The organism is Granulibacter bethesdensis (genome assembly GCF_001889545.1).
In the GTDB taxonomy this organism is placed as follows: Bacteria; Pseudomonadota; Alphaproteobacteria; order Acetobacterales; family Acetobacteraceae; genus Granulibacter; species Granulibacter bethesdensis_B.
Map to the genome: position 1 here is coordinate 1,802,186 of NZ_CP018194.1, position 26,764 is coordinate 1,828,949.

Here is a 26,764-nt window from a genome sequence, read left to right on the forward strand (position 1 = left end):
TTCAATATCAACATTATGCTGATTTATAAAACAGACAAAAAAAGAGAGCTGACATTGATCAGCTCTCTTTCCTTGTAATACAGCCTGTTCAGTCAGACGCTCATCCGAACTGGCTGCGACTGAGTGCGGAAACGCCGACCAGCGTGATCTGCGTGTTATCGGTCAATGTGAAGTGCATGTTGCCGGACCCGTCCACGCTCTGCGTTGCATAGGACGCATCCGCCTGTGCACCAGAGAACCCGTTCAGGATCAGACGATCAACACCCGCCGTGAAACCGGTGATCGTGTCAGAGCCTCCGGCCTGACCATTGGCAAACGCAAACGCATCCACCACAGAAGCATTCGTGCTGCCGATCATCAGGGCATTGCCAGTCCCCGCGAACATCTCCGTGCCGTTGCCGGCGGCTCCGGTCAGCGTCGCGTTCCCGGCACCGGCCACCAGAACGTTGCCTTTGCCTGTCGAGCTCAGAACATCGCCATTGCCGCCACCCAGAACCGTGCTGTCACCTGCGGCAATGATCATGTTCAAACCAGCACTGCCGCCCACGTACAGACCGTTACTGCCGGAGCTGACAGACACGCTGCCTGTGCCGCCAATAATCGTGTCGGAAGCACCATGCCCCGTATAATCCAGCGCAGCACCGCTCTGACCAAACGCCAACAGACCGGGACCAGAGGTCGAACCAAACAGGTTTACCGTGCCACCATTGCCGGCAACGACCAGGTCCCTGCCACCATTGGCCGTATAGTCAACAGTGCCACCCGTGCCAAAGACCGTCGTCCCACCATCACCACCGACAACCGTGCTCGCACCCGTGCTCTGGATGAAGGTCGTAACATTGTTATTGCTGATCGTGGCATAAGTCGCTCCGCCAGCACCCACAATCGTGTTGGCGCTCGCCATGACCGACACCGTATCCGCGCCTTTGCTCCAAGCCACGTTGCCAGCAGCAGAAAGATTGACCTGACTGCCAGCACTGCCTGTCACAATCGTATCCCTGCCAGCCGCCGCATTGATCGTATCACGGCCCTGACCACCCCGGATCGTGGCCGCACCATCACCGTCATTGAACAGCGTAGCCCCGCTGCCGCCAATCAGGATATCGCCACTGCCCCTTGCCTGCAGCACACCGCCTCCGGAGCCGCTTTGAAGCGTATCAGCACCCGTGCCACCAATGATCGTGTCAGCCTGCGCGCCACCTGCCAGATACTGGTTCAGCGTCGTGCTCAGTTGCAGCACAAGCGGTGCAGCCTCGTTTGACAGCACCAGCTTCACCATTGTCGGAGAGGTACCACTGCCTGTCGGCTGGAATACAAGGTTCTGCAATGCCGTTGATACTTCGGCGGACGTGCCCGTCACGCTGTAGGTCTTGCCATCCGTGCTGACTTCACCAGAACCAAGATTTGCATAGCTTCCCGCATATGCAGCATCAAAGCCGAAATCAGCCGTCACACTGGAGGCCGTGCCACCAAGAGACATGCTCTGTGCTGGCAGAATGCCTCCCGCTGCATACAGCACAGTGGAACCATTCGAACCCTGCCGCGCAAGGAATACACGATTGCCAGGCCCGTCACTCGCAAAGTTCAGACTGTAGCTGCCATTCCCCGTCACAACGCTGGTAGTGCTGCCGGATTGTGTCACATAGGTCTGGCTGTCATAGCCGAGACCGGTCAGATCAATCTCATCGTCGCTCTGGAAACCGCTGATCACAGCACCAGAGACGACCGCGCTGTTGTCTCCGATGACGAGCGTCCCACTGCCAACACCCGAGAAAGTCAACGAGCCACTGAGCACACCACCGCTATTGACAGTGACCGTCCCGCTACCGGCAATCACGTCATTCAACGCAACGCCGCCGGCAAAGATCTGCTGGCCACCACCAGAGGTCACAACAGTCCCGCTCGCAACACCACCGGACTGGATGCTTTGCAACGCACCGCTACCGGTTACCTGCGCACTATACGCAACCCCGGACAATGTCTGAAGTGTGCCCAGAAGCCGGGTGCCACTCGCGATACCGCCCGCATCCACGAACTGGCTGCCGGAGCTGACAACCGTGCCACTCGCGACACCGCCCGAATAGATATTTTCCATCCCGCCCGACAGCACCGTGCCGGATGCAATGCCTCCACTGCTGATCAATGCATTGCCGCCGATCAGCACAGTGTCGCTGGCCGTGCCGCCGCTCAGATACAGATCACCATTGGTGGTTATGCGGGTGCCTGATACCGATCCACCAGACTGCACCACCGTCCTGCCATTGTTCAGCAGCGTGCCAATCGCAGAACCACCCGAAGAAACAATCAGGTCGCTGGCCTGATTCTCGATATCAACACCTGATACGCTGGCGCCGGAAGAAACAGTGAAGTTCCCACCTGACAAAACAGCAGACTGCGCCACGCCGCCACTGAGAAGGGATACATTACCGCCAAGACGGATGACTGTGCCGAGTGCACTCCCTCCCGCACTGATAATCTGGCTGCCGCCGCTGTTCACACTCGCCGACAGGACAGAACCGCCTGACGAAACATTTTGCCAGCCCCCAGAACTGATCTGCGTGCCACTCGCTACACCACCAGACGAAACATTCTGACGTGAAGCGCTGCCAACTGTCGTCGAAACAGCAGAGCCACCGGATAAAACGGTCTCAGCGGAAGAACCGGTGAGCTGCGTATTGCTGGTCGTGCCGAACACATCCATCGTGGCAGAGCCAGTTGAGCCATTCAACGTCACGCCACTGGACGTAACGCCCGCAGAAACAACGATATCAGCCATTGCCACCCCTTAAATCCGGACAGAATAATGTAGGGAACCTTACATACATTACGGTTTGTTAATCAATGGGATTTCGTTCTTTTATGAGCGATATACATCCATATTAACAAAATTGTCTTAATTTTGGTATTATTTAATAAGTTTCATTTGAAATAAAAAGGAAGGGGAAGCCGGATTATCTCCAACTCCCCCTTCCTTTTATCTCGACAGCCTGTTCAGTCAGACACTCATCCGAACTGGCTCCGGCTGAGCTCAGTCACGCCGACCAGCGTGATCTGGGTGTTCCGTCAACGTAAAGTGCATGTTGGCGGCCCCGTCCACGTTCTTCGTCGCGTAGGACGCATCAACCTGTTCACCGGGGAAACCATTCAGGACCAGATGATCCGTACCAGCCCTGAAACCACTGATCATACCAGAGCCTCCAGCCTGACCATTGGCAAAAGCAAAGATATCAACTGCCTCTCCAATCGCGCTGCCGATCCTCAGATCATTGCCAGTGACCGCCAGACGATAAAATCTGCGACCCTCCCAGGCTGAAAACCGTCGAAACAGCACTTCCTGCAACGGACTGATTACCGCCCGAAAAAGGAGCAGAACTGGCACTACCCCTTGATTCGATATTATGGCTACCACCAGCAATAACGGCTCCGATATCCGAACCGTCTGCAGAGATTACCTGCACACCTCCCACATAATCGGAAGAGTAGACTACGGTGTTGGAGGCACCCCATCAGATCCAAGAAGGGTGGTGTCTACATAACCATAAACGTTTAATTGATCGCAGGTGCTCCCTGAGGAAATAGTTAATCCTCTTAAAAATACACCGAGAAAAACTAGTCTAGTTATAATATATTTCGCTTACAAAATATTCCAATTTGATTTTTAAGAAAATAAATTAGCACAACATGTGACAACCTTATCTCATCCGATTACAGGAAAAAGGACTGATTATAATAACCCACACTGTAAGGAAATATTTCCATTTCCCAAATCAATGAAATCAATCCGAATTAAAAACAAAAACGCCGCAGCCTAAAGGACTGCAGCGCTTTCAGATCAGGGCTCCGGCTCCGTTTACATCACGCGTACCGGCTTCCCACGCACAGGCGCCCCATCCGCGCGATAATATGGTGCGTCGGAAGGCGGCAAAGGCGCACGGCCGCGAATACGGTCGGCGATTTTTTCCGCCATCATAATGGTCGGTGCATTCAGGTTGCCGGTGGTAATCAGGGGCATGATCGAGGCATCGACCACTCGCAGTCCCTCCAGCCCGTGCACGCGACCCTCCGCATCCACCACCGCCGCATCATCCTTACCCATCGCGCAGGAGCAGGACGGATGATACGCCGTCTCCGCATGGGTGCGCACAAAGGCGTCCAGATCGGCATCGCTCGTCAACTCCGCGCCCGGGCTGAGCTCGCGACCACGATATTGATCCAGCGCAGGCTGGGCCATAATCTCCCGCGTGATGCGGATCGCAGCGCGGAATTCCCGCCAGTCCTGCTCATGGGACATGTAGTTGAACAGGATGCTCGGATAGACTTCCGGATCACGCGATACGATCTGCACCCGGCCGCGGCTGGGGGAGCGCATCGAACCGACATGGGCCTGAAACCCGTGCATCTGCACTGCATTGGTGCCGTTATAACTGATCGCGACTGGCAGGAAATGATACTGGATATTTGGCCACGCGAAATCATCATGCGAGCGGATGAAGCCGCCTGCCTCGAAATGATTGCTCGCGCCGAGGCCCTTGCCGAGAAACATCCATTCCGCGCCGATCTTCGGCTGATTCCACCACAGCAACGCAGGATAGAGTGAGACCGGTTCCAGACATTCATACTGCATGTACATCTCCAGATGATCCTGAAGATTGCTGCCGACACCTTCCATAATCTGCACCGGTGCAATATCCAGCGCCTTCAGCACGGAAGCTGGACCAACGCCCGAGCGTTGCAAAATCGCCGGAGACGCAATAGCGCCGCCACACAGCAGAACCTCCTGCCTTGCATAAGCGATTTTGCTTTCTCCGCCATGAAGAAACGCAACCCCGATGGCGCGCTTGCCCGCAAACAGGATGCGGTCGGTCAGCGCATGGGTCAGGATGGTCAGGTTCTTCCGCTTCCGCGCCTGATCCAGATAACCCCGCGCCGTGGAGGCCCTGCGCCCATGTTTCGTGACCGTACGATCCATCGGTCCGAAACCTTCCTGCTGATAGCCGTTCAGGTCATCAGTGCGCGGATAGCCCGCCTGCACGCCGGCCTCCACCATCGCTTCGAACAGCGGGTTTGCCCCGCCGCCCGGCCTGCCGAGCTTCGATGTGGTGACGGATACCGGGCCATCGCCGCCATGATAGTCATTGGGGCCGATATCCCGTGTCTCGGCCTTGCGGAAATAGGGCAGGCAATGGGCGTAGCTCCATTCCTCCAGCCCGTCCCGCTCTGCCCAGCCATCGTAATCCATGGCATTGCCGCGAATATAACACATGCCGTTGATCAGAGAGGAACCACCCAGCCCCTTGCCGCGCCCGCATTCCATGCGGCGGTTGTTCATGAACGGCTCCGGCTCCGTCTCGAATGCCCAGTTATAGCGCCGTCCCTGCAGCGGATAGGCCAGCGCCGCCGGCATCTGGGTGCGGAAATCAAAGCGGTAATCAGGGCCGCCCGCCTCCAGCAGCAGAACGCGTGTTCCGGCATCCTCGGTCAGGCGGGTGGCCAGCACATTGCCCGCCGAGCCTGCGCCGATCACAATATAATCGTATTCCTGCAAATGGCTCATCGCGCTGTCCCTCCCCTCAGAAGACCGACTGGAAACCGCCGAGTTCGACCAGCACCGATTTGATGCGGGTATAATGGCCCAGCGTCACCAGACCGTTTTCCCGCCCGACGCCGGACTGTTTGTAGCCGCCAACCGGCATCTCCGCCGGAGAGCCGCCCCAGGTGTTGATCCAGCAGATGCCCGCGTCCAGACGGTGAATGACACGATGCGCCCGGCTGAGCGATTCCGTCACGACACCGGCCGCCAGACCATACTCGGTAGCATTGGCGCGGGTGATCACCTCCTCCTCATCCCGGAAAGACAACAGGCTCAGCACCGGGCCGAAAATCTCCTCCCGCACAATGGCCATGTCGTCCCGGCAATCCCCGAACACGGTCGGCAGCACATAGGCTCCGCGAGAGAATTCCGCTTCCTGTGGCGCTCCACCGCCCGCAAGCAGGGTCGCGCCCTCCGCCACACCGCGCGCGATGCAGGACAGCACCTTGTCCCGATGCGGGAAGCTCGCCAGCGGGCCGAACACCGTCGCAGGGTCCTCAGGGTGGCCCGGACGGATCTTTGCAACGCGTGCCAGCAGTTTTTCCCGGAAAGCAGGCAGAACGCTTTCCTGCACGAAAACGCGGGTACCGTTGGTGCAGACCTGCCCGGAGGAATAGAAATTCGCCATCACCGCAATATCGGCAGCCCGATCCAGATCGGCATCCTCGAACACCAGCAGCGGGGATTTGCCGCCCAGCTCCATCGTCACTTCCTTGAGCGAGGACGATCCGGCCAGCGCCATGACCTTCTTTCCGGTCTCAACCCCGCCGGTGAAGGAGATTTTCTCGATCACCGGATGCGCCGTCAGCATCGCACCAACATCACCGCGACCCTGCACCACGTTGAACACGCCATCCGGCAGCCCGGCCTCGGTATAGATTTTCGCCAGTTCGATCACCGTCAGCGGCGTGATCTCGCTGGGTTTGAAAATCATCGCATTGCCCGCCGCCAGGGCCGGAGCAGATTTCCACAGCGCGATCTGCACCGGGTAGTTCCATGCGCCGATCCCGGCCACCACACCCAGCGGCTCCCGTCGCGTATAGGCGAACTGGGTCGCGTTGAGCGGAATCTGCTCACCCTCGATCGCCTGCGCCAGCCCGGCGTAATATTCCAGCACATCCGCACCGGTCACAATGTCCACCGTACTGGTTTCGCTGAACGGCTTGCCGGTGTCTTTCGTTTCCAGCCTTGCGAGCACGTCGTTTCGGGCCCGCAAAATATCCACCGCCCGACGCAGAATCCGTCCACGCTCGATACCTGTCATGGCCGCCCAGATGCGCTGCCCTTCCTGAGCACTCGCCACGGCACGGGCAATGTCAGCTTCAGTGGCAGCGGTGATCTGCGCCAGAACGCTGCCATCTGCCGGATTGACCGAGGTAAAAACCTCCCCTGCGCCAGCCTCAACCCGGCCATGAATATACAATCCCGGCGTCAGGGAATCGGGAACATGAGCCTCCTGTAACGCAACCTGAGATGTGGGAGGAGTGGAAATGGTCATGATCGGGATGTCCTTGCACGCGCCTCAGCCGGGGTGGGAGCCTTGATTCTGCAAGACTATTTAGTTTAAATTGAACGATCATTCAATAAAAAATGCGTTCTTGTTCCTGATTATCAATCAAAAGCGGCTTTGATTTATTGGTCATGAAATTTTAAGTTGACATAGAGGCATCCTCTATGAAAAAAACAGTCATCTGATGAAGAATTAACTAAACCTAAAGTTAAGAACGATAGCTGAATTTGATCCTATACGTCTATTACTAGAGTAGCCAATAATGACTTAGGGTTAATCAGAGTTAAGTAAGTATTGATATGTTAATACCTAAAATAGGTGGATGGTGTGTCGGCAACTGAAGGATATTTCAGTATCCGACTAGATGTTAAGCCTGAGATTATGGGCGCGACACACCACACTCTATTTACCTTGCACAGTAATATTCGGGTATTACCTGAATATTACCTATAAATTTGCTGCAAGCTGTAAGTCTATATAATCAAAAGCAACCTGAATATTTTCCTCATTAATCTGTCCGGCAAGAGTGGCCCGCAGCCATAATCCGTCAATCAGCGCCGCCAACCCCTGGGCGGAACGATGCGCCTGATCCCTCATCTGCACACGCAGGAACTGGGTCCGCAACAAACGATAGAGATACCATGCATTGATCTGCTGCAACCTCCGCAGATGCGGCTGATGCATGGAGGATGACCAGAAAGCCAGCCATGCCTTGGCCGCGGCGGCGCTGGTCTGTGTGCCGTCAAAATTACCCTCGACAATGGCACGCAGCAGGACACGGGGCGTATCATCCACAGCCGCTTTCCGCCTGGCCCGCATGGCTGCGAACAAATCCGCCAGAATCTGGCGCATCGCCGCCTCCAGCAAGGCCTCCTTGTCCTGGAAATAATGGGCGATGATACCGGTGGAAACCCCTGCGATCCGGGCTATCCTGGCCACGGTCGTATCACTCAGCCCCACCTCGTCAATCGATTGCAGCGTGGCACGGATCAGTTGGGCGCGACGGATCGGTTGCATGCCCACTTTAGGCATTACTTCCCTCCCCTGCGCCTGTTAACCACCCCATCACTGCGGACGGTGCCTCTGGGCCATCAGCGCCTGCATGCCGTTGCGCATCAATCCCTTCTGACCCAGCTTGCTGAACTGCTTCATCATCTGACTCATATCATCGAACTGCTTCAGCAGACGGTTAACATCCTGCACCTGCACGCCAGCCCCGGCGGCAATGCGCTTTTTGCGGCTGGCTTTGATGATGTCCGGGTTACGGCGCTCCTTCACCGTCATGGAGCTGATGATCGCTGCCTGACGCTTCAGGATCGACGTATCGATATTGGCGTTCTCAATCTGCTGTTTGAATTTTCCCAGCCCCGGCAACATCCCCATGATGGAGGACAAACTACCCATCCGGGAAATCTGTTTCAGCTGTTTTGCGTAATCTTCCAGCGTGAAGCGCCCCTTGAGCATCTTCATCGCCATTTCCTCGGCCTCGGCCTCGTCGATGGTCTCGGCGGCCTTTTCGACCAATCCGGCTACGTCCCCGAGGCCCAGAATACGGCCCGCCACACGCTCCGGATGGAAATCCTCCAGTGCATCCAGCTTCTCGCCAGAGCCGGTCAGCTTGATTGGCGCGCCGGTCACCGCCCGCATGGACAGGGCGGCGCCGCCGCGCGCATCGCCATCCATCCGCGTCATAACGATACCAGTCACGCCCACTGCCTCATTGAAGGCACGGGCCGTGTTGACCGCGTCCTGACCAGTCATGGCATCGACCACCAGCAGGGTTTCCGACGGGTTGGTCTCGGCGCGGATCGCCTTGACCTCCTCCATCAGTTCCTCATCAATGGCGAGGCGGCCGGCAGTGTCGAGGATCACAATGTCATAGACCTCGCGCCGCCCCGTCTCCATGGCGCGACGGGCGATCTCCACCGGAGTCTGGCCCTGAATAATCGGCAGGGAGGCAACCCCTGCCTGCTCCGCCAGCTGCTGCAGCTGAAGCTGAGCCGCCGGACGCTGAGTATCAAGGCTGGCCAGCAGCACGCGCCGCCGTTCCTTTTTCGCCATACGCAGCGCCAGCTTGCCGCTGGTGGTGGTCTTGCCGGAGCCTTGCAGACCCACCATCAGCACCGGCACGGGCGCCACTGCATTCAGGTTCAGCGGTACCGCACCCGCACCGCCCAGTTGTTCGATCAGCGCATCATGCACGATCTTCATCACCTGCTGGCCGGGCGCCACGCTGTCGATAACTTCCGCACCCGCTGCACGCTCCCGCACCGAGGCAATGAAATCCTTCACCACCGACAGTGCGACGTCGGCATCCAGCATGGCCAGCCGCACTTCGCGCAGCGCCTCCGCCACATCGGCTTCGTTCAGCGCGCCACGGCCACGCAGCTTGTCGAAAACGCCAGTGAGCTTGCCCGAAAGTGTGTCGAACATAACGCAAACCCTTGATCCATCAGGAACAGGGGGTGTGCGGCTGGGCAGCCCCGTATGTCAAGCGCGTTCACCACCTGCTAACTGTGCAAGCCAAGCTCCATAATAAATGCACACCATCTTTGAAAAAGAATTCTCTCACTTAAACGATTGTATCAATTATATAATAATTAATTACCAAGTTATAATTATGATAAAATCAAAATATTCCACAAAATTCACTATCATTTTACTTTTATAAATTTCTAATAGGCTATCATTCATTTTAAAGTTTAGACTAATGGTGGCATGGATTGGAGTTGACCTATCCAATAGCAATTGGAACACAGGTGATAACTGGCAAGGAGGCAGCCCCCCTTGCTCTTATCAAAGTGCGATGTTTCAGAATGGAGCCACTGCTTTCCTGTCGAGTAACCACAATATCGAAGATATCTCGATCTCCGGAACGGTCACAATCGCCTCTGACGGGCATACGCTGCACAATGACAATGCCCGGCTTTTACTGGCAGGCAGATCGGTGCTGGTACTGGATAATATCCATCTGGTCACGCAGACGACAACCATTTCCTCCGGTCAGGCCACCATCCGTCTTCAGGGGGCTCAACTGGAAATTGAGTATGGCAGCCACATGCCAGCCACGCTGGATTTTCAGGATCGACATAATGCGGATGGCAGCGTTTCCGGCAGCACGGTGATGGTCAATTCCAAAGGCGCGAAAACCAATATGTTCGCGTCAATCACCAACCTGACCACCCGTGACACCATCATCCTGACCAATGCGCCGACAAACGGCTCCCGGATATATCTTCAGGCCAACATGGATGAAAGCTACTCACTGATAGAGCAAGTACCGGAATGGGATGGACAGACCTCCATCCTGTGCAGCCATGTGACGCTTGCTGCAGGGCTAGCCGCCAATAATTTTACCTCTCTCAACCAGAACGGAACACTGGAGCTAGGCTGCTTCCTGGCAGGCAGTATGATCAGCACGCCAGAAGGCGAAAAGCCAGTCGAAACCATTGATCCAGGCCACACCATTCTCGCCCTCGAAAACAGCCAATCTGTTGCACACAAGGTCATCTGGTCAGGGATGGCAACCGCACATGTGAATCAGGAACTGCCCGATGAGCAGGCCGGATATCCGGTACGGATCAGAAAAGACGCCATCAGCGATCATGTGCCATCCAAGGACATGCTGATCACCCCTGATCACTGCCTGTATCTGGACGGTTATTTCATCCCGGCCAATCTGCTGGTGAACGGACGTACGATTTTTTATGATCGTTCTTTTATGTCCTATCAATATTACCATATCGAAACAGAAAAACATGCGATCATCAGCGCGGACGGGGTACTGACGGAAACCTACCTGGATACCGGCAATCGCAGGCAGTTCAGCCCCTTCAGCACGGAGCAGACCAGCGGGAACGTCACCATGTTCGGAGGCCGGAAATCGAACTGGACCGAGGATGCCGCTGCAAAACTGGCAGTGACACCCGATCTTGTGGAGCCAGTGTTCCGCCGTATCGAAGCACGCGCCACCCGATTTGCTCCACCTCCCCGCTACGATATCAGCATGGATCGATGCCTTCAGCTCAGGACGCAGGATGGTCAGATGCTCCGTCAGGTACAGGAGGTCAATGACAGAGTGCTGTTTCTGGTTCCTGCCGGAGTGAATACCGTGCGTATTCTCTCCAACGCCTCCCGCTCCTGTGACGTAACGGGACCATTTCTGGATGATCGCCGCAACCTCGGGGTACTGATCGGTGAAGCCATCCTGTATGATTCCGGGGCAACCCACATCCTGAACATCCATCTGGAGCAGGAATGGCTGGAGGGATGGCATGATCTTCCCCCCCGTGATGCATCCGCCGGAGCATCTTCAGGCCAGCGCTGGACCAATGGCAATGCGCTACTGCTACTGCCAGTGGGGAAACGTCAGGATGGAGACATTGGTCTGTTGTCATTGCAGGTTCTGGCCGGAGGCCCCTACATCATCGAAACCGCGGCTGAGGATAGACCGGTCAACATCGCCGCGTCAGCCTGACCACATACGTATCAGGACCGTCAGGAAGCAACCCTGCTCGCTAATGGCCATGCGAAATCCGGAATTGCCTGAGAAGCGGCCAGCAGATGCTCGGCCGCCTGTGCGGCCCTTTCGTATTCTATCTCCTCCGCTGATCGCGTGTCATACCAGGCCCATTGTGCCATGCGATAACGGGCTGCCTCCGCCAGTTCGGCATCCTCATGACTGCGCCAGAGCTGCATCAAACGGTCTGCTGCCTGACGGTTGCCGCCGGCACGGGCGATCTCCCCTGCCACGACGTCCTGTGCGAAGGCATCGTCCGGAGCCAGCAATCTGGCCCGATCAAGCGCGGCAGAGGCTGCTTTCAACCAGAATTTCGCACAAAGACCACGCGCCAGTTCCAGCCAGAAAACCGGACTTTTCCGCCGCCCGGCCCGGAAAGCACGGCGGAAAGCCGCATGATCAAACTGGCCCAGCACAAGATCCATCGCCAGCATCGGCAGCACCCTTGCCTGCTGAAGCGCCCGGAACATGTGATGCCCGCAGAAGCGCAATGGCAGCGGCGTCAGGTCATGATACATCAGGATGGCCCGCACATGCGGCCGGTCCTCGCTATCCGGATCGTAAAGGATGGTGCCGCGCTGTAACCGACCGATCAGCCGCATCCGATCCTGACGGAAAGCAATTCCCTCCGCTTCCCGCCGCCAGCGCCAGTCCTGCGGCATCAGGGCCGGATCGATGGAGAATTGGGGGGCCACCGCCACCAGATCGTCCAGCGCCAGACTTTCCGCAAAATTGATGGCCGCATAGCCGCCCATGCTGCCGCCATAGCCGACCCGGCGCCGACCGTGCGTGGCGGCCAGTACCGCGTCGATCAATTCGGTGATCTCGTCCTGCTGATACCAGTCATTGGCGGCTGGTTTAATGGCGATGACATCCAGCCCGCGATGGGTAAAGAAAGTCTCCCCGGTCACGGGGGCCTCCATATCCGGCTGTGGCAACCAGGTTTCGAAAAACACGACCACTGGTCCATCCGGCACCACCACCTCCGCATCGGCAGGCAGAAAACGGGCCAGATAATGCGCACCCCGGAAAATCTCCCGGGCACTCTGATCCGATAAGGAAGCAGAAGAAGGCTGTGTCATAAGGCGATCATTGCCAAAGCCCTGATCCGGCGCAAGTCATGGCGCAGAGGATGGGAACAGGCCGCCCCCTGACGCAGAACGCCCCCGGAAGAAAACCTTCCGGGGGCGTTACGCATCCATCACATCGCGTCAAACCGGACAGGTCAGCGCGGCGCGAGCACCATGACCATCTGCCGGTTTTCCATTTTCGGCATCTGCTCGACCTTGGTTTCCGCGTCCAGCTCCTCACGGATACGCTGGAGCACACGGGCACCGAGTTCCTGATGCGCCATTTCGCGACCACGGAACCGGAGCGTCACCTTCACCTTGTCGCCTTCCGAGATGAAGCTGCGCATCGCCCGCATCTTCACCTGGTAGTCGTTTTCATCGATGTTGGGACGGACCTTGATTTCCTTGATCTCGATGACTTTCTGGCGCTTGCGGGCCTCGTTTTTCTTTTTCTGCTGTTCATATTTGAACTTGCCGTAGTCGAGGATCTTGACGACCGGCGGCTCGGCGTTCGGGCTGATTTCCAGCAGATCGAGACCAACAGCATAGGCGCGGATCAGCGCGTCACGCGCGCTCATCACCCCCTGCATCTCTCCATCCTGATCGATGAGGCGCACCTGCGGAACGCGGATTTCCTCATTTACACGGGGCCCGTCGCGATTAGGCGGTGCGGGCAAGGGCGGCCTGGCTATGGATCTCTCCTGTATCTGTTATCACGAATGCCCCGCCGCCACGGCTGCCTGGAAAGCAACCGAAAACAGACGGGGTTTTACAATGGCTCTATTTGCCCCTCAAGCCGGCGATGATCAAGGGCAAAGACAGGAATGACAGCCCAGCCCCTGCATCAGGACGACGATCCTGCTGTTTCGGCCTGCTGTTTCGGCCTGCTGTTTCGGCCTGCTTTTCCGGATCGGGGTTACTGGCGCAGATCGGGCGGGGTCGCCTCCGCGGCGAGGGCTGCGATCGCCTCATCCAGCGCCATCACCTGCTGTTCCTGAGAGCCCAGACGACGCAGTGCCACCTGACGCTGCTCGGCCTCACGCCGTCCCACCACCAGAATAACCGGCACATGGGCCAGGCTGTGTTCGCGGATCTTGGCATTGATCTTCTCATTGCGCAGATCCGCCTCCGCCCAGGTGACACCGGCGCGTTTCAGGGCCGTCACCACCTCCATCGCATATTCATTCGCATCGGAGACGATCGGCGCCACCACCACCGGCACCGGCGCCAGCCAGAGCGGGAAGCGGCCCGCATATTGCTCAATCAGAATGCCGATGAAACGCTCGAAACTGCCCAGAATGGCCCGGTGCAGCATCACGGGTCGACGGCGGGAGCCATCCTCGGCCACATATTCCGCGTCCAGACGTTCCGGCAGCACGTAATCGACCTGCAACGTGCCGCACTGCCAGTCCCGCCCGATGGCGTCACGCAGCACGAATTCCAGCTTCGGGCCATAGAACGCGCCTTCACCCGGATTCAATTCATACTCCACCCCGGCCAGACGGCAGGCTTCACGCAGTTCGTGCTCGGCACGGTCCCAGTCTTCGTCCTTGCCGGCGCGGCTCTCCGGACGATCGGCGAATTTCACGCGGAAACTGTCGAAGCCGAGATCACGATACACCGAGGCCAGCATCGCCACGAAATCCGCGGTTTCCTTGGCGATCTGCTCCGGCATGCAGAAAATATGCGCGTCATCCTGCGTGAAGGAACGCACCCGCATGATCCCGTGCAGCGCACCGGACGGCTCGTAACGATGGCAGGCCCCGAATTCCGCCATGCGCAGCGGCAGTTCCTTGTAGCTGCGCAGGCCATGACGGAAAATCTGCACATGGCACGGGCAGTTCATCGGCTTCAGGGCGAGGGTCTTTTCCTCATCCTCCACCGTGGCGATGAACATATGCTCCCGGTATTTGTCCCAGTGACCGGACTCCTCCCACAGGCTGCGATCCACCAGCTGCGGTGTACGGACTTCCTCATACCCCGCCTCGATCTGACGGCGACGCATGTAGTTTTCCAGCGCCCGATACAGCCGCCAGCCTTTCTTGTGCCAGAAGATCGAGCCGACAGCCTCTTCCTGAATGTGGAACAGGTCCATTTCCTTGCCCAGACGGCGATGGTCGCGGCGTTCCGCTTCCTCAAGCTGGTGCAGATAAGCATCCAGCTCCTTCTGATCGCGCCATGCGGTGCCGTAGATACGGCTGAGCATCGCGTTGCGGTGATCGCCACGCCAGTACGCGCCCGCCACCTTCATCAGACGGAAAGCAGGGCCAATATCCCCGGTGCTGCGCATATGTGGACCACGGCACAGATCCAGCCACTCGCCCTGACGATACACCGTGATCGTCTCGGTATCCGGCAGATCCTGAATCAACTGGGCCTTGTATTTCTCGCCCTTGTCCTGAAAGAACCGGATCGCCTCCTGACGGTCCCACACGTCGCGTTCAAACGGAGCGTTGCGGGCGATGATCTCCCGCATTTTCGCTTCGATGGCAGGCAGGTCTTCCGGCGTGAAGGGCTCGTTGCGCGCGAAATCGTAGTAGAAACCGTTTTCGATCGACGGACCGATGGTCACCTGCGTACCTGGGAACAACTCCTGCACCGCCTCCGCCAGCACATGGGCAGCATCGTGGCGGATCATCTCCAGCGCGGCCTCATCCTTACGGGTGACGAACACCACCTGCGCATCAGCCTCAATGGCGCGGGACAGGTCCATCATCTGGCCGTCCACCTTCATCGCCAGAGCCGCACGCGCCAGACCGGGACCGATATCGGCCGCGATCGTAGTGCCCGTCACCGGCGCATCATAGTGGCGCACGGAGCCGTCGGGCAGGGTGATCGCTGGCATGATATACGGTGTCCTGATGAAAAAAAGGTGAAGGCGCTGCACCTAAACGCAGCCGAACCGATTGTCCACCGCCATGGGGTCAGACCTGCCCTACTTCCGCTATCCCTCAATCCTTCCCTCACCCCTCTCTTCTGCCGACAATCAGGAAAAATGGAGGAGGACAGCATCAGGAAAGCGTGATTATCCTCAGCCTGTGAGGGTCATATCCACGTTATTGTGTCCCTCAGCCAAACCCGACAAGACCCGGATCCACCGGGACATCTATCCACCACAAGGGTTTCCTCCCCCATGTCGCATCCTGTGTCGCATCACCGTACTCGAACACCCTATAGCCATGCTGCTTACGCCGCGGCTGGTCTATTGCTGGCAGTTGCCTTCTCTCTGTCAGCCACAGAACCCGCCATGGCAGAGGATGGCGCCTCCACGCCCGAGCAGATCGTGAATGTCATGAATACGATGTGGGGCAAGCAGCCCCCCGGCCAGCGTGCCAATCATGCCAAGGGTGTGCTGGCAGAAGGCACCTTCACCCCCTCTCTGGACGCGAAAAAACTCAGCCGGGCTGGCATTTTCGCGGGCGAAACCATTCCTGTCACAGTACGCTTCTCAGACGCCACCGGCCTGCCGCATATCGCCGATGCCTCGCCGAATGCCAATCCGCACGGTATGGCAATCCGATTTCACGACAAGGGCAATACAGATGTCGACGTGATCACCAACTCCCTGCCCTTTTTCCCGGTCCGCACGCCGGAGGAATTTCTTCAACTGCTGACCGCCATTTCGAAGAGCAAGGATGCGCCTCATCCAACCCCGGCCGAGCAATTCATCGCCACCCATCCTGCCGTGGCAGGAGCAGTCGGCGCTCTCAAAACCCCGTCCAGCTTCGCGCGGGAAACATATAACGGCGTCAACACCTTCATTTTCACCGACAGCAATGGCAAACAACATCCGTTCCGGTTCAAGGTCTCACCGGTCAGTGGAGCCCATCATCTGACGCAGCAGAAAGCCGGGAAACAGAAACCGGATTTTCTGGTGGATGAGCTGCCGAAACGACTGGAAAAAGGCCCTGCCAAGTTCACCCTGTATGCCGTTCTGGCTGAAAAAGGCGACGCAATCGAGGATGGATCAAAGCCCTTCCCGGCAGATCGCCGTCAGGTACAGCTCGGCACGATCTCCATCACACGCATCCCCGAGGATGCCGCCAAACAGGCAGCCTCCATCCTGTTCCTGCCCAGCAATCTGGAAGCCGGGATCGAAGCCTCGGCCGATCCGCTGATCGACGCGCGGAATGCCGCCTATGCAGTGTCCTTCTCGCGTCGGCAGTAAGCGATATCAGCAAAAGCCATGCACGGAAACCACAGTGTGTACGGCTTTTCAGCGCCAGCCATTCTTTCACAATGATTCCATTGAAGAAATGAAAGAAATGATAAAATATAATTTATGTATCTTTGTTTCATTTTTTATATTCAGGGTTGATAAATGTCTTTTTCCGGCCTGCCGAATGATCCGCTGTTTCAATATGAATGGTATCTGCTGAATACAGGGCAATCAGGAGGCACACCGGGAATTGATATCGATGTCACACCACTCTGGTCACAATATACCGGCAAAGGAGTGCGTGTTGGTGTTGTGGACACCGGAACCCAGCTCAATCACCCCGATCTGGTTGCCAATATCGATCCGAACGCTACATGGGACGCAGCCCATGATCAGCCAGGCGGCAATCCGATGGTCTCCCTGGACAATCATGGCACCGCTGTCGCTGGCCTGATCGCAGCCACCGCGAATAACAGCATTGGCGGAGTAGGAGTCGCACCGGGCGCCACTCTCGGCGTCTATTACGTGGATGAGGGGCAGAACACATCCGGGGTCAAGACAAACCAGTTCGCGATTGCCTTGACCCATGCACTGAACGACAAGATGGACGTCGTCAATGCCAGTTGGGGTACAAGAGCGCCTTTCGTAGGCTCCATGTCCGAACTCCAGACACTGGCAGAGCAGGGCCGTCACGGACTGGGAACAGTCATCGTAATGTCCAGCGGCGACAGCCGCAGCTTTGGCTCCAACGCCATCATGAACGCCACTAAAAGTTCGCAGTATGTTATTACAGTTGGTGCCATCTACAATACAGGCATTGTGGCAAATTACAGCACGCCCGGCGCCAGCCTGCTGATTACAGCACCTGGTGGCTCGGGAATGGGTCCGGCGACTGGCACACCAGGCCCCGGTCTGGTCACTACTGATCGTACCGGCTCAGATGGATACAACACCCTCGCTGGAGCTGCCGGAGATTATGTCTATAATTTCAGCGGTACCTCCGGCTCTACACCAATCGTATCAGGCGTCGTGGCCCTGATTCTCGAGGCCAATCCAAATCTGAATTATCGTGATGTGCAGCAAATTCTGCTGCAAACAGCGCGCATCAACGATACAGGCTCCTCCGGATGGTTCCAGACCCATACCAGCGACTGGAATGGTGGCGGCCATTTCTATAATTCTGATTACGGATTTGGATTGGTCGATGCGCGTGCTGCAGTACGCCTCGCTGAAAGCTACCGGGGGCGCAGCATCACCGGAACAGAGCAGACGCTGACCGCAGCCTATCAGCCCACCAGCCCGATCGATATCGCGCAAGGTCCGGACGGGACAGCGCCGACTCAGATCACATTCACCATCGATAATGCCATTTCAGTAGAGCATGTCAGCCTCAATCTGAATATGAAAGTGCCGGATTCAGGCAATCTCCGCGCGCAGCTGACCTCTCCGGACGGGACGACGGCAACCCTGCTGCTGAACGTACCCGACATGCAGAACGTACCTTGGGCACAGGGAGGGTTCACACTGACTTCCCCGCTGTTCTGGGGAGAGCATGCCCAGGGCACCTGGACGCTGAGTATCCTCGACAATGAGCATTTCTCAACACCCAGGACCCCCGATACGCTGAACAATGCCACGCTGAGCGTGATAGGATCGCAGCCATCCAGCCACGACATCGTCTATACCAATGACTTTCCGACACTGGCCGGTCAGAGCGCATCACGGCTGACATTGTCCAGCACACAGAGCAAGCCGATTTTCAATGCTTCGGCCGTCAGTCTGGCGGTCAACATTAACATTCCGAAGCATTTCTTTTCCATCGGCAATACGGCCGCTTCAATCGATCCGGCGACCACACTTTCCGCGATTTATACAGGCGATGGTAATGATACGTTGGTGGGCGGCAACAGCGCCATGGTTTTCAATCCTGGCTATGGCGATAATACTGTTCTGCTCGGTGCTACCAACAACATCGTCAACTCCAGGGGGCAAGACACCATCACCGCAACGCAAGGTGCGGCAACTGTGCGTGCCTCCGGCAATGCCATGGTGTTCAATAATGCGGCACAGCTGAATTTCGTCAGTTCTGCCGGGGCCAGCACCGTGATCGGTGGAACAGGGGCGATGAACGTCAATGGTGGGGCCGGCAAGATCACAGTTTTCGGTGGCGCCGGCGCCGATACCATCATCGGCGGCAGTGCCGGTGGCAGTCAGCTCACCGCCAATGGCGCGGGCAGCGCGGTGTTCGCCAATGGGAATGGCAACGTGCTGCTCGGCAGCAAAACCGGTGCCGTCACCCTCGCAACGCAGGGGGCCAGCAATACCGTGTTCGGGGGCGCTGGCGGCGGCACCATCCTCAGCAATGGCTCCCACGATCTGGTGGTGATGGATCAGGGCGCCACCACCCTGTTCGGTGGGCAGAATGCCGCCATCTTCACCAACAGCGCCAATGCCAATATCGTCGGCGAGACAGGCTCCTACGCCGTCGGCTTCGGCAGTGGCACCAGCAACGCATGGGCCAGTGCCTCCACCGATCTGTTCCTGTTCGCCAACGGACAGGCCGGCGGCAACGTCACCATTGGCAATTTCCAGGATGGGAAAGACTTCATCCAGTTACAGGGATATGGCGACAATGTCGTCCAGAACGTCCTCGCCGGTGCTCAGCAGACTGCATCCGGCCTGTCCCTGACGCTCAGTGACAATACCCATATCACCTTGCTCGGCGTCACCAGCATCAATCAATACAGCTTTATGACCTGAGAAACCTTATTTTTCCTGAGCCACGAACAGGCGGTGCTCCATCCGGGCATCGCCTTTTTGGCGTCGTGAAATATATTTTATGCCTTTGCGGCTTTTTGCAGGGAACCCATCCCGGCAGTGCATTGGACATCAGACAAGAATTTAACTAATCCTCATTCTCAACTTCCTCCCTCCTCCTGTCTGGAATTGGGTGGAAGGATCCCATGGCCCTCGTGCCAAGGAGTTGACCCATGCGCCTGACCCAGTTGTCGGTTGCCAGCCACAGTGTCATCGACCATATCGAGCCGCTCGGACCGGATGACGTCATCGCACGACGTCTGGAGGAGCTGGGCTTCGTCCCCGGTGAACCGGTGCGGATGATCGCACATGGCCCGCTGGGCAGCGATCCGGTGGCAGTAGAAATCGGCTTTACCCGCTTTGCCCTGCGTCAGGCCGAGGCTGACCGCGTTATTCTGCGCAGTGATCCGGGCGAACATCTGGCCGCTGAGTAATCATTCCTTCCTGCCTCTGCCTTGCTGATGCGCCTGTTATTTCAGTTTCCTGATTGTAACGACTGGATCCGATGTCAACTACCACACACCCGCTGCGGATTGCGCTGGTCGGCAATCCTAATTGTGGCAAGACGGCGCTGTTCAACCGGCTGACCGGCAGCCGCCAGAAAGTCGCCAACTATGCCGGTGTGACCATCGAGCGGAAATCAGGCCGCCTGACCACACCAAGCGGGCGCTCCGTGCAGGTGCTGGATTTGCCCGGCACCTACAGCCTGCATGCGGCCAGCCCCGACGAGGCCGTAACACGCGATGTGTGCCTCGGCCGGTATCGTGGGGAAGATCCGCCCGATCTGCTGCTCTGTGTCATTGCCGCCACCAATCTGCGCCTGCATCTGCGCTTCCTGCTGGAAGTGCGGCAATTGGGCCGTCCGATGGTGGCCGTCATCAATATGATGGATGCGGTCGAGAAACAGGGCCTGCATATTGATGTGCCGCATCTGTCCGAGGCATTGGGAATCCCGGTCGTCACCGCCATCGGCACACAGCGCAATGGAGCAGAAAACCTGCTGCGCCTGCTGGATACGCTGCCACCGGATCTGCCGCCGCCACCGTTGACCAACGCCAATGCTGATCTGCATGCTGACGTCCGCGCCATGCTGGATCGTTGTATCACCCGCATCGCGCCGGAACGCCCGACGCTGGAGGAGAGGCTGGATCGCTGGGTACTGCATCCGGTCTGGGGCATGCTGCTGCTGACCCTGCTGATGTTCGCGATGTTTCAGGCCGTGTTTTCCTGGGCCAAGCCGATCATGGATTTCCTGCAGGATACCATGGACCATCTTGGCGACGTGGTGGGGACAGCCCTGCCGGAAGGCCCGTTGCGCGGCCTGATTTCTGATGGAGTGATCGCCGGGGCGGGCACCGTGATCGTGTTCCTGCCACAGATTCTGGTGCTGTTCCTGTGGATCCTGACGCTGGAGGCATCCGGCTATCTGCCCCGCGCCGCTTTCCTGCTGGACCGGTTCATGGCGGCGGCCGGGCTGAGCGGGCGTTCCTTCATTCCGCTGCTGTCCAGTTTCGCCTGCGCAGTGCCGGGGATCATGGCTGCCCGCACTATCCAGAACCCGCGGGACAGGATGCTGACTATCCTGATCGCACCGCTGATGACCTGCTCCGCAAGACTGCCAGTCTACGCCTTGCTGATCGGAGCCTTCATCCCCGCCCATACGATTCTGGGTCTGTTCAATCTGCAAGGGCTGGTGCTGTTCGTACTGTATCTGGCAGGGATTCTGAGCGCCCTGCTGGTTGCACGCGTGCTTAAACGCGGCACGGCGGAGGAACAGCCCCTGCTGTTGGAACTGCCCCCCTATCGTCTGCCCAACCTTCGTAGTCTGGCCATCGAATTATGGCAGCGCGCCTATATTTTCCTGCGCCGCGTGGGCACCATCATCGTCTCCGTCAGCGTGCTGCTATGGGCCTTGTCGAGCTTCCCGTCTCCGCCGCCCGGCGCCACCGGTCCGGCAATCGACTACAGCCTTGCCGGACGGATCGGTCAGGCCATGCTGCTGGTGTTCGAGCCGATCGGCTTCACCTGGCAGATCTGCATCGCCCTGATTCCCGGCCTCGCCGCGCGGGAAGTGGCGGTCAGTGCGCTCGCCACCGTCTATTCGATCACCGCCGACAAGGATCATGCCGCCGAAAAGCTGATGCCGCTGCTGTCCTCGCAATGGAGCATGGCGACAGCGTTCTCTCTGATGGCATGGTATGTCTATGCGCCGCAGTGCTTTTCGACGCTGGCCATCATCCGACGGGAAACCGGGGGCTGGAAGATGGTCTGGATAAGCGCCGGGTATCTGTTCGGACTGGCTTATCTTCTGTCCTTCGTGACATATCGTGTTACGCGCCTGTTCACCGGTTGAAGCCAGCCAGGAGGCCACCATGCTCCAGTCCATCATCGCCGCGATCGCCGTCCTGATTTGTGCCTTGTTCTGGATGCAGAAGCTTGCCCCCCGTGTCATGGCGCCGCTCTGGTCAGCCGTGTCAGCTCTGCTGCGGCGGATGCAGGTGATGCCTGCACTGGCCGAGCGTCTTTCTCCCGCCACCTCCCCCTCCTCTGCCGGCTGCAAGGGATGCGACAACTGCGGTGGAAGCAAGGGCGGCTGTCATTAAGGATGCAAAGGCAGAAGCCTGCCTGTTTGGATAAAGCGTTGTAAAAAACGGCCGTCAGGCAAAGGAAGGAGCCGCGGCCCCAGAGTGTCTGCTGGCCCGGCATGGTCAAAAATCCGTGCCTTGTCTTATGCCGGTATTCCATCTCAAAAGCACAGTGCGCACTGCCCTCGCACAGGAGGCATGCTCGGGATGCCAGGACAAACCGCCGGTTCAGGACGCCGCCATGGATAAACCAGTCAGAATGCCGCCCTGTTATGGCCTGCTCGCAGCGAGGGATCTGACGGCACGCAAGCCGCTCGACGCGCCCGAGATCGAGGCCATTTTCTCTGTCGGGGTGCCGGAAAAGCCGATCTGGCTGCATCTGGATCTGCTGGATACCCGCGTCACCGAATTCATCCGCGCCTTGCCGGGCCTGCCGGAACAGGCCAGCGCACTGCTGTGTGATCGCAATGAATCCTCCCACCTCGATACGGAGGATGATGCCATCTGGGGCACCATCCCCGATTTCGCCCATGAAGTCAGTGAGGAACCGGACCCCGCCTATATGGGTGTCCTGCATCTGGTGATGACGCCGACCATGCTGATCACAGCGCGCCGGCATCCGCTGCGAGCGCCTTCGGTGATTGGCTATGGTCAGGCATCGCAGGAGACCACCGCCGCGCAATGGGATCATCTGATGCGGGCCATCATGGAAGGCATCAGCCGTGCCGCCAAGGTGCTGGCCGCCAAGCTGGACAACATGGAGGACAGGCTGCTTCAGGGATACGAAGTCACACGCGACGAGCTGGCCGGGCTGCGCCGCTCCGTGCTGCTGCTGTATCGCCGGGTGGAGCCGACCGTGGAACTGTATGGTGAAATCGCCGAGATCGCCCCGGAATGGATCGGGGAAGCCGGACACGATATGAGCCGCGTCACCTCCCGCCTTGAAAGCCTGAAGCGCAACGTCATGTCATTGCAGGAACGGGGGCGCATCGCGCAGGACCAGCTTGCTGCCCGCAATGCCGAGGAAACCAATCACAGCCTGATGATCCTGTCCGTGCTGACCGCCATCCTGCTGCCGCCCACGCTGGTGACGGGTATTTTCGGCATGAACACCACTGGATTGCCGGGAACCTCCGGCCCGGGTGGCACCTATATCGCGTTCATGGCAATCCTCGGCTCCATCGCCGGAGCGTGCCTGCTGCTCAACAGGCTGGGGCTGCTACGGCTCAGATCAGAAAAAAAGCGACGCTGATCCGGCTTCAATACGGGGGTGGGCAAAACCGTCGCAAATGCTTCACGGGACGAAGCGGGCAGATTTTTCTACATCATGGCTGAATTGCTGCCTTAAGCCCGTGAGGATACCGCTATGACCGATCTTTCCAGCCCTGTCGAAAAATCCTGGCTGGCGCTTGAGCTTGAAGATGATTTCGATGAGGAACTGGAACAGGAAATCGACGATAGCCGCCTTCCTGCCGCTCTGCGCGCATTGCAAAGCCATCACCACAGGAACACCATTGATCGTGGTCAGTATTTCCGCACGCTTCTGCACCTGCAATCGGAACTGGTGAAGCTTCAGGACTGGGTGGTCCATAACGGGCTGAAGGTCGTGGTGCTGTTCGAGGGGCGCGACAGCGCCGGCAAGGGTGGTGTGATCAAACGGATCACCCAGCGCATCAATCCGCGCGTGGCGCGTGTCGTAGCGCTGCCCGCCCCCTCTGACCGCGAACGCACGCAATGGTATTTCCAACGCTACATCACGCATCTGCCAGCCGCCGGTGAAATCGTGCTGTTCGACCGCAGCTGGTACAACCGTGCCGGTGTGGAACGCGTGATGGGCTTCGCCAGCGAATCACAGGTGGAGGATTTCTTCCGCGACGTACCGGAATTCGAGCGTATGCTGGTGCGCTCCGGCATCATCGTGGTGAAATACTGGTTCTCGATCACCGATCAGGAACAGCAACTGCGCTTCATGATGCGTATTCACGATCCGCTGAAGCAATGGAAACTATCACCGATGGACCTGCAATCCCGCGTGCGCTGGGAACAATATACCAAGGCCAAGGAAGAGATGTTCGAGCGGACCAACATCCCCGAAGCCCCCTGGTATATCGTCGAGGGCAACGACAAAAAGCGGGCGCGGCTGAACTGCATTTCCCATCTTTTGTCCCTGATCCCCTATGGCGATGTGCCGCATGAGCCAGTGACATTGCCGGATCGGGTATTCGACCCAAATTATGAACGCCGCACACTGCCGACAGAACTCTATGTGCCGGAAAACTACTGATCAGAGGATGCATTCTCCCCGGCCTGATGGCCGGGGAGACCCTTTTTTATCCATAGACTCTGACAAAGCTGCCGATGATCGAGGCGAGCATCAGTGTCATGAAAACGGTCCGCAACAAACGAGCGCTTTTGTAGATCACCAGACTGCCGCCGATCTGTGCTCCCAGAAAAGAACCGGCCCCCATGATCAGGGCGTGCCGGTAATCGACTACACTGCTGCTGATCAAAATTGAGAGTGCCGCAATGTTACCTGCCATGTTCAGGGGGTTCGCATACATCGTGGCTGCATTGATGCGCAGTTGATAGGTCCGGCTGAGGGCCACGGTCCAGATCGATCCGGTACCGGGACCGAAAAAACCGTTATAGAACCCGATCAGAACGCCCAAAGGCTGCAATTTGCGTGGATGAGGCGGCAATCGGGCCTCTCCCGTCACATCCTTGCGATCGGATGACAACACGTAATACAGAAATACACCAAGCAACATCCACGGTACCAGACGCTTCAGAAAAACCTCTGTAACACTCTGCAAGAAAATAGCTCCGGCCACCGATCCTAGCACCGTGCAGAGCAGACCACGCCGGAGAGGGGAAAAATCCATTCCTCCCTGACGCCAGAATTTCAGCGTGGCAGAAAGCTGACCCACCACAGATTGCAGCTTGTTAGTGCCGAATACAGCCACCGTCCCCATGCCTGTCAGGCCCAGCGCCGGAACGCAGATCAGTCCTCCGCCACCCGCGACCGTATCAACCACACCGGCGCAAAAAGCCGTCGCAAACAGAAACACATCCAGCGCCCAAGGAAGGTGCATTTTATTTTTATATGCTTTCAATACAACAGGATCATAGAACGGACTTTATCTGCCGCTATCCTGCCCAGTCAGACAATATTTTTTATAAGCGATTCACACCTTGCATTTGGTGAAATAAAAAACGGCGCGGGGTTTACCCCCACGCCGCCTTCCATGATCCCGGATATATCAGAGACGGTGATCAGTCGCGACGCACCACGTGGTCATGACGGATCACGGCTTCAGCCTCCGGTGCACCCGCACCACCACCGAACCAGGCTGCAACCGCACCCAGCAGGAGAGCAATCACACCGAAGATAGCGCCCCGGGATGCGGCCTTACGGGTGGCTTCGGCGGCGGCAATGGCTTGTTGCTTCGCCTCTTCCACGGTTTTCTGATACTGCTGCTCCAACGCGTCCAGACGGGTCTTGGCCTCATCCGGGCTGATATTGGCCGCCTTGGCCAGACCATTGACGGCCTGTTCACGGGCGCGATCAGCTTCCTGCTGATGACCGTTCAGCTTTGCCTTGACATAAGCCACTGCCGCATTCTGCACTGTCTGCGCGTCAGAGGGATTCACAAGGCTGCGCACCTGTGCTTCCAGACTGTTATAGGCCTGCTTCGCATCGTCAGGGTTACGCGCTGCCGCTGTTCCAGCCGCATTGCCTATTCCACCGACGGCCGAACCGATCCCGCTGGCTGTGCCACCGAGCGCATGACCAACACCACTGCCCACTGTGCTGATCGCACCACCAACCATGCCGCCAACCGCGGTTGTCAGAATGTAGAACAGAACAAAAGTTGTTGCAGCCCACGAGACAAGACCATGCCACCGCGCCGTATTCAGCTTTGCGGTCCCGGATAAGCGACCGGCCACATGGCCACCCAAAAAGGCCGCGATAATGCCTGACAGAGTCCACCAGCCCGCCGCCGCCACGGACAGTGTATCTGCATCCGGATTTCCCGAGCTGTTGGAAGCATCAACAGAACTCAGCCCGATACCAATCCCCAGCAAATTTAACAGGGCCTGTACCACCAGGGCCAGAACAACGCCTGCCAGCACAGCTCCCCAGGAAATCCGGTTGGACAGCCGAATGCGACGCTCACCCAGCGCCAGATACTCATCTTGGCTGCTCCATCCCGTGTCACGATAAGGACCGGGCGGCACCGGATGTGTTGTATGTGACATGCGTATTCCTCGATTTTGTTGTCTTATTCGATAATCCGCCGTTCAGGCCGGGCGATGGCGCTCCCGCATCGCGCCTCAGGACGGCAATCCTTCACTCAAGACGTTACCAGGGCGAGAAAGTTGCGATGCCAACCTGTACAGGGATGTTCACAACCATGTGATGGAGCACAAAAAAGCCGTGCAGTGATGGAACTGCACGGCCTGTTCAAAAATACACTTCTTAACAAGTGTATTTCAAAGGATTTTCAAAGAAG

Annotated in this window: 19 protein-coding genes; 8 read left to right on the forward strand and 11 right to left on the reverse strand. The window is 57.8% G+C overall.

What is annotated here, in order from left to right; all coding sequences use genetic code 11:
• Nucleotides 1-100: 100 nt before the first annotated feature.
• The 6 genes from GbCGDNIH8_RS08215 to ffh form a co-directional block, all read right to left on the reverse strand.
• Nucleotides 101-2,776, reverse strand: a complete 2,676-nt coding sequence (locus GbCGDNIH8_RS08215) for an adhesin (protein WP_172822931.1) — start codon at nucleotides 2,774-2,776, stop codon at nucleotides 101-103.
• Between the two features lie 252 nt (nucleotides 2,777-3,028).
• Nucleotides 3,029-3,379: a hypothetical protein gene (locus GbCGDNIH8_RS08220; protein ID WP_216634438.1), complete on the reverse strand. Its 351-nt coding sequence runs from the start codon at nucleotides 3,377-3,379 to the stop codon at nucleotides 3,029-3,031.
• Nucleotides 3,380-3,850: 471 nt separating this feature from the next.
• A complete protein-coding gene (gene betA / locus GbCGDNIH8_RS08225) occupies nucleotides 3,851-5,554 on the reverse strand; it encodes a choline dehydrogenase (protein ID WP_072572832.1) in 1,704 nt (567 codons plus the stop codon).
• Between the two features lie 16 nt (nucleotides 5,555-5,570).
• Nucleotides 5,571-7,088 (reverse strand): betaine-aldehyde dehydrogenase, encoded by a 1,518-nt coding sequence (gene betB / locus GbCGDNIH8_RS08230; protein WP_216634439.1) that lies wholly within the window; start codon nucleotides 7,086-7,088, stop codon nucleotides 5,571-5,573.
• A gap of 459 nt (nucleotides 7,089-7,547) precedes the next feature.
• Nucleotides 7,548-8,132, reverse strand: coding sequence for a transcriptional regulator BetI (betI, locus tag GbCGDNIH8_RS08235; RefSeq protein ID WP_072572833.1), 585 nt, complete (start codon nucleotides 8,130-8,132; stop codon nucleotides 7,548-7,550).
• 33 nt (nucleotides 8,133-8,165) lie between these two features.
• The gene (gene ffh, locus GbCGDNIH8_RS08240; RefSeq protein ID WP_072572834.1) at nucleotides 8,166-9,533 is read right to left on the reverse strand and encodes a signal recognition particle protein; all 1,368 of its coding nucleotides are present in this window, start codon (nucleotides 9,531-9,533) and stop codon (nucleotides 8,166-8,168) included.
• A gap of 373 nt (nucleotides 9,534-9,906) precedes the next feature.
• On the opposite strand from ffh, the gene GbCGDNIH8_RS08245 reads away from it, so the two are divergent.
• Nucleotides 9,907-11,577 (forward strand): Hint domain-containing protein, encoded by a 1,671-nt coding sequence (locus GbCGDNIH8_RS08245; RefSeq protein ID WP_157692599.1) that lies wholly within the window; start codon nucleotides 9,907-9,909, stop codon nucleotides 11,575-11,577.
• A 20-nt stretch (nucleotides 11,578-11,597) separates the two neighbouring features.
• Here GbCGDNIH8_RS08245 and GbCGDNIH8_RS08250 read toward each other — a convergent pair whose 3' ends face one another.
• The 3 genes from GbCGDNIH8_RS08250 to thrS all read right to left on the reverse strand — a co-directional run bounded on the left by GbCGDNIH8_RS08250 (nucleotide 11,598) and on the right by thrS (nucleotide 15,534).
• Nucleotides 11,598-12,701 carry a hypothetical protein gene (locus GbCGDNIH8_RS08250; RefSeq protein WP_072572836.1) on the reverse strand — a complete coding sequence of 368 codons (1,104 nt, stop codon included), beginning with the start codon at nucleotides 12,699-12,701 and terminating at the stop codon, nucleotides 11,598-11,600.
• Between the two features lie 143 nt (nucleotides 12,702-12,844).
• A complete protein-coding gene (gene infC / locus GbCGDNIH8_RS08255; RefSeq protein WP_011632315.1) occupies nucleotides 12,845-13,366 on the reverse strand; it encodes a translation initiation factor IF-3 in 522 nt (173 codons plus the stop codon).
• Nucleotides 13,367-13,605: 239 nt separating this feature from the next.
• Nucleotides 13,606-15,534 carry a threonine--tRNA ligase gene (gene thrS / locus GbCGDNIH8_RS08260; protein WP_072572837.1) on the reverse strand — a complete coding sequence of 643 codons (1,929 nt, stop codon included), beginning with the start codon at nucleotides 15,532-15,534 and terminating at the stop codon, nucleotides 13,606-13,608.
• A 402-nt stretch (nucleotides 15,535-15,936) separates the two neighbouring features.
• Here thrS and GbCGDNIH8_RS08265 point away from each other — a divergent pair, with 402 nt between their 5' ends.
• The 7 genes from GbCGDNIH8_RS08265 to ppk2 all read left to right on the forward strand — a co-directional run bounded on the left by GbCGDNIH8_RS08265 (nucleotide 15,937) and on the right by ppk2 (nucleotide 24,534).
• Nucleotides 15,937-16,857: a catalase family peroxidase gene (locus tag GbCGDNIH8_RS08265; protein WP_253735992.1), complete on the forward strand. Its 921-nt coding sequence runs from the start codon at nucleotides 15,937-15,939 to the stop codon at nucleotides 16,855-16,857.
• A 153-nt stretch (nucleotides 16,858-17,010) separates the two neighbouring features.
• Entirely contained in the window at nucleotides 17,011-19,608 is a 2,598-nt protein-coding gene (locus GbCGDNIH8_RS08270; protein ID WP_072572839.1) for a S8 family serine peptidase, read from the forward strand.
• A 230-nt stretch (nucleotides 19,609-19,838) separates the two neighbouring features.
• Nucleotides 19,839-20,099 carry a FeoA family protein gene (locus GbCGDNIH8_RS08275; protein ID WP_072572840.1) on the forward strand — a complete coding sequence of 87 codons (261 nt, stop codon included), beginning with the start codon at nucleotides 19,839-19,841 and terminating at the stop codon, nucleotides 20,097-20,099.
• 71 nt (nucleotides 20,100-20,170) lie between these two features.
• Nucleotides 20,171-22,018 carry a ferrous iron transport protein B gene (feoB, locus tag GbCGDNIH8_RS08280; RefSeq protein ID WP_072572841.1) on the forward strand — a complete coding sequence of 616 codons (1,848 nt, stop codon included), beginning with the start codon at nucleotides 20,171-20,173 and terminating at the stop codon, nucleotides 22,016-22,018.
• Nucleotides 22,019-22,037: 19 nt separating this feature from the next.
• A complete protein-coding gene (locus GbCGDNIH8_RS08285; protein ID WP_072572842.1) occupies nucleotides 22,038-22,268 on the forward strand; it encodes a DUF6587 family protein in 231 nt (76 codons plus the stop codon).
• A 223-nt stretch (nucleotides 22,269-22,491) separates the two neighbouring features.
• On the forward strand, nucleotides 22,492-23,502 hold the full coding sequence (locus GbCGDNIH8_RS08290; RefSeq protein ID WP_157692600.1) for a transporter: 1,011 nt from the start codon (nucleotides 22,492-22,494) through the stop codon (nucleotides 23,500-23,502).
• A 114-nt stretch (nucleotides 23,503-23,616) separates the two neighbouring features.
• A complete protein-coding gene (ppk2, locus tag GbCGDNIH8_RS08295) occupies nucleotides 23,617-24,534 on the forward strand; it encodes a polyphosphate kinase 2 (protein WP_072572844.1) in 918 nt (305 codons plus the stop codon).
• A gap of 46 nt (nucleotides 24,535-24,580) precedes the next feature.
• On the opposite strand, the gene GbCGDNIH8_RS08300 is transcribed toward ppk2, so the two are convergent.
• Nucleotides 24,581-25,342, reverse strand: a complete 762-nt coding sequence (locus GbCGDNIH8_RS08300) for a sulfite exporter TauE/SafE family protein (RefSeq protein ID WP_072572845.1) — start codon at nucleotides 25,340-25,342, stop codon at nucleotides 24,581-24,583.
• Between the two features lie 181 nt (nucleotides 25,343-25,523).
• Nucleotides 25,524-26,510 (reverse strand): hypothetical protein, encoded by a 987-nt coding sequence (locus GbCGDNIH8_RS08305; RefSeq protein ID WP_081368922.1) that lies wholly within the window; start codon nucleotides 26,508-26,510, stop codon nucleotides 25,524-25,526.
• Nucleotides 26,511-26,764 lie beyond the last annotated feature (254 nt).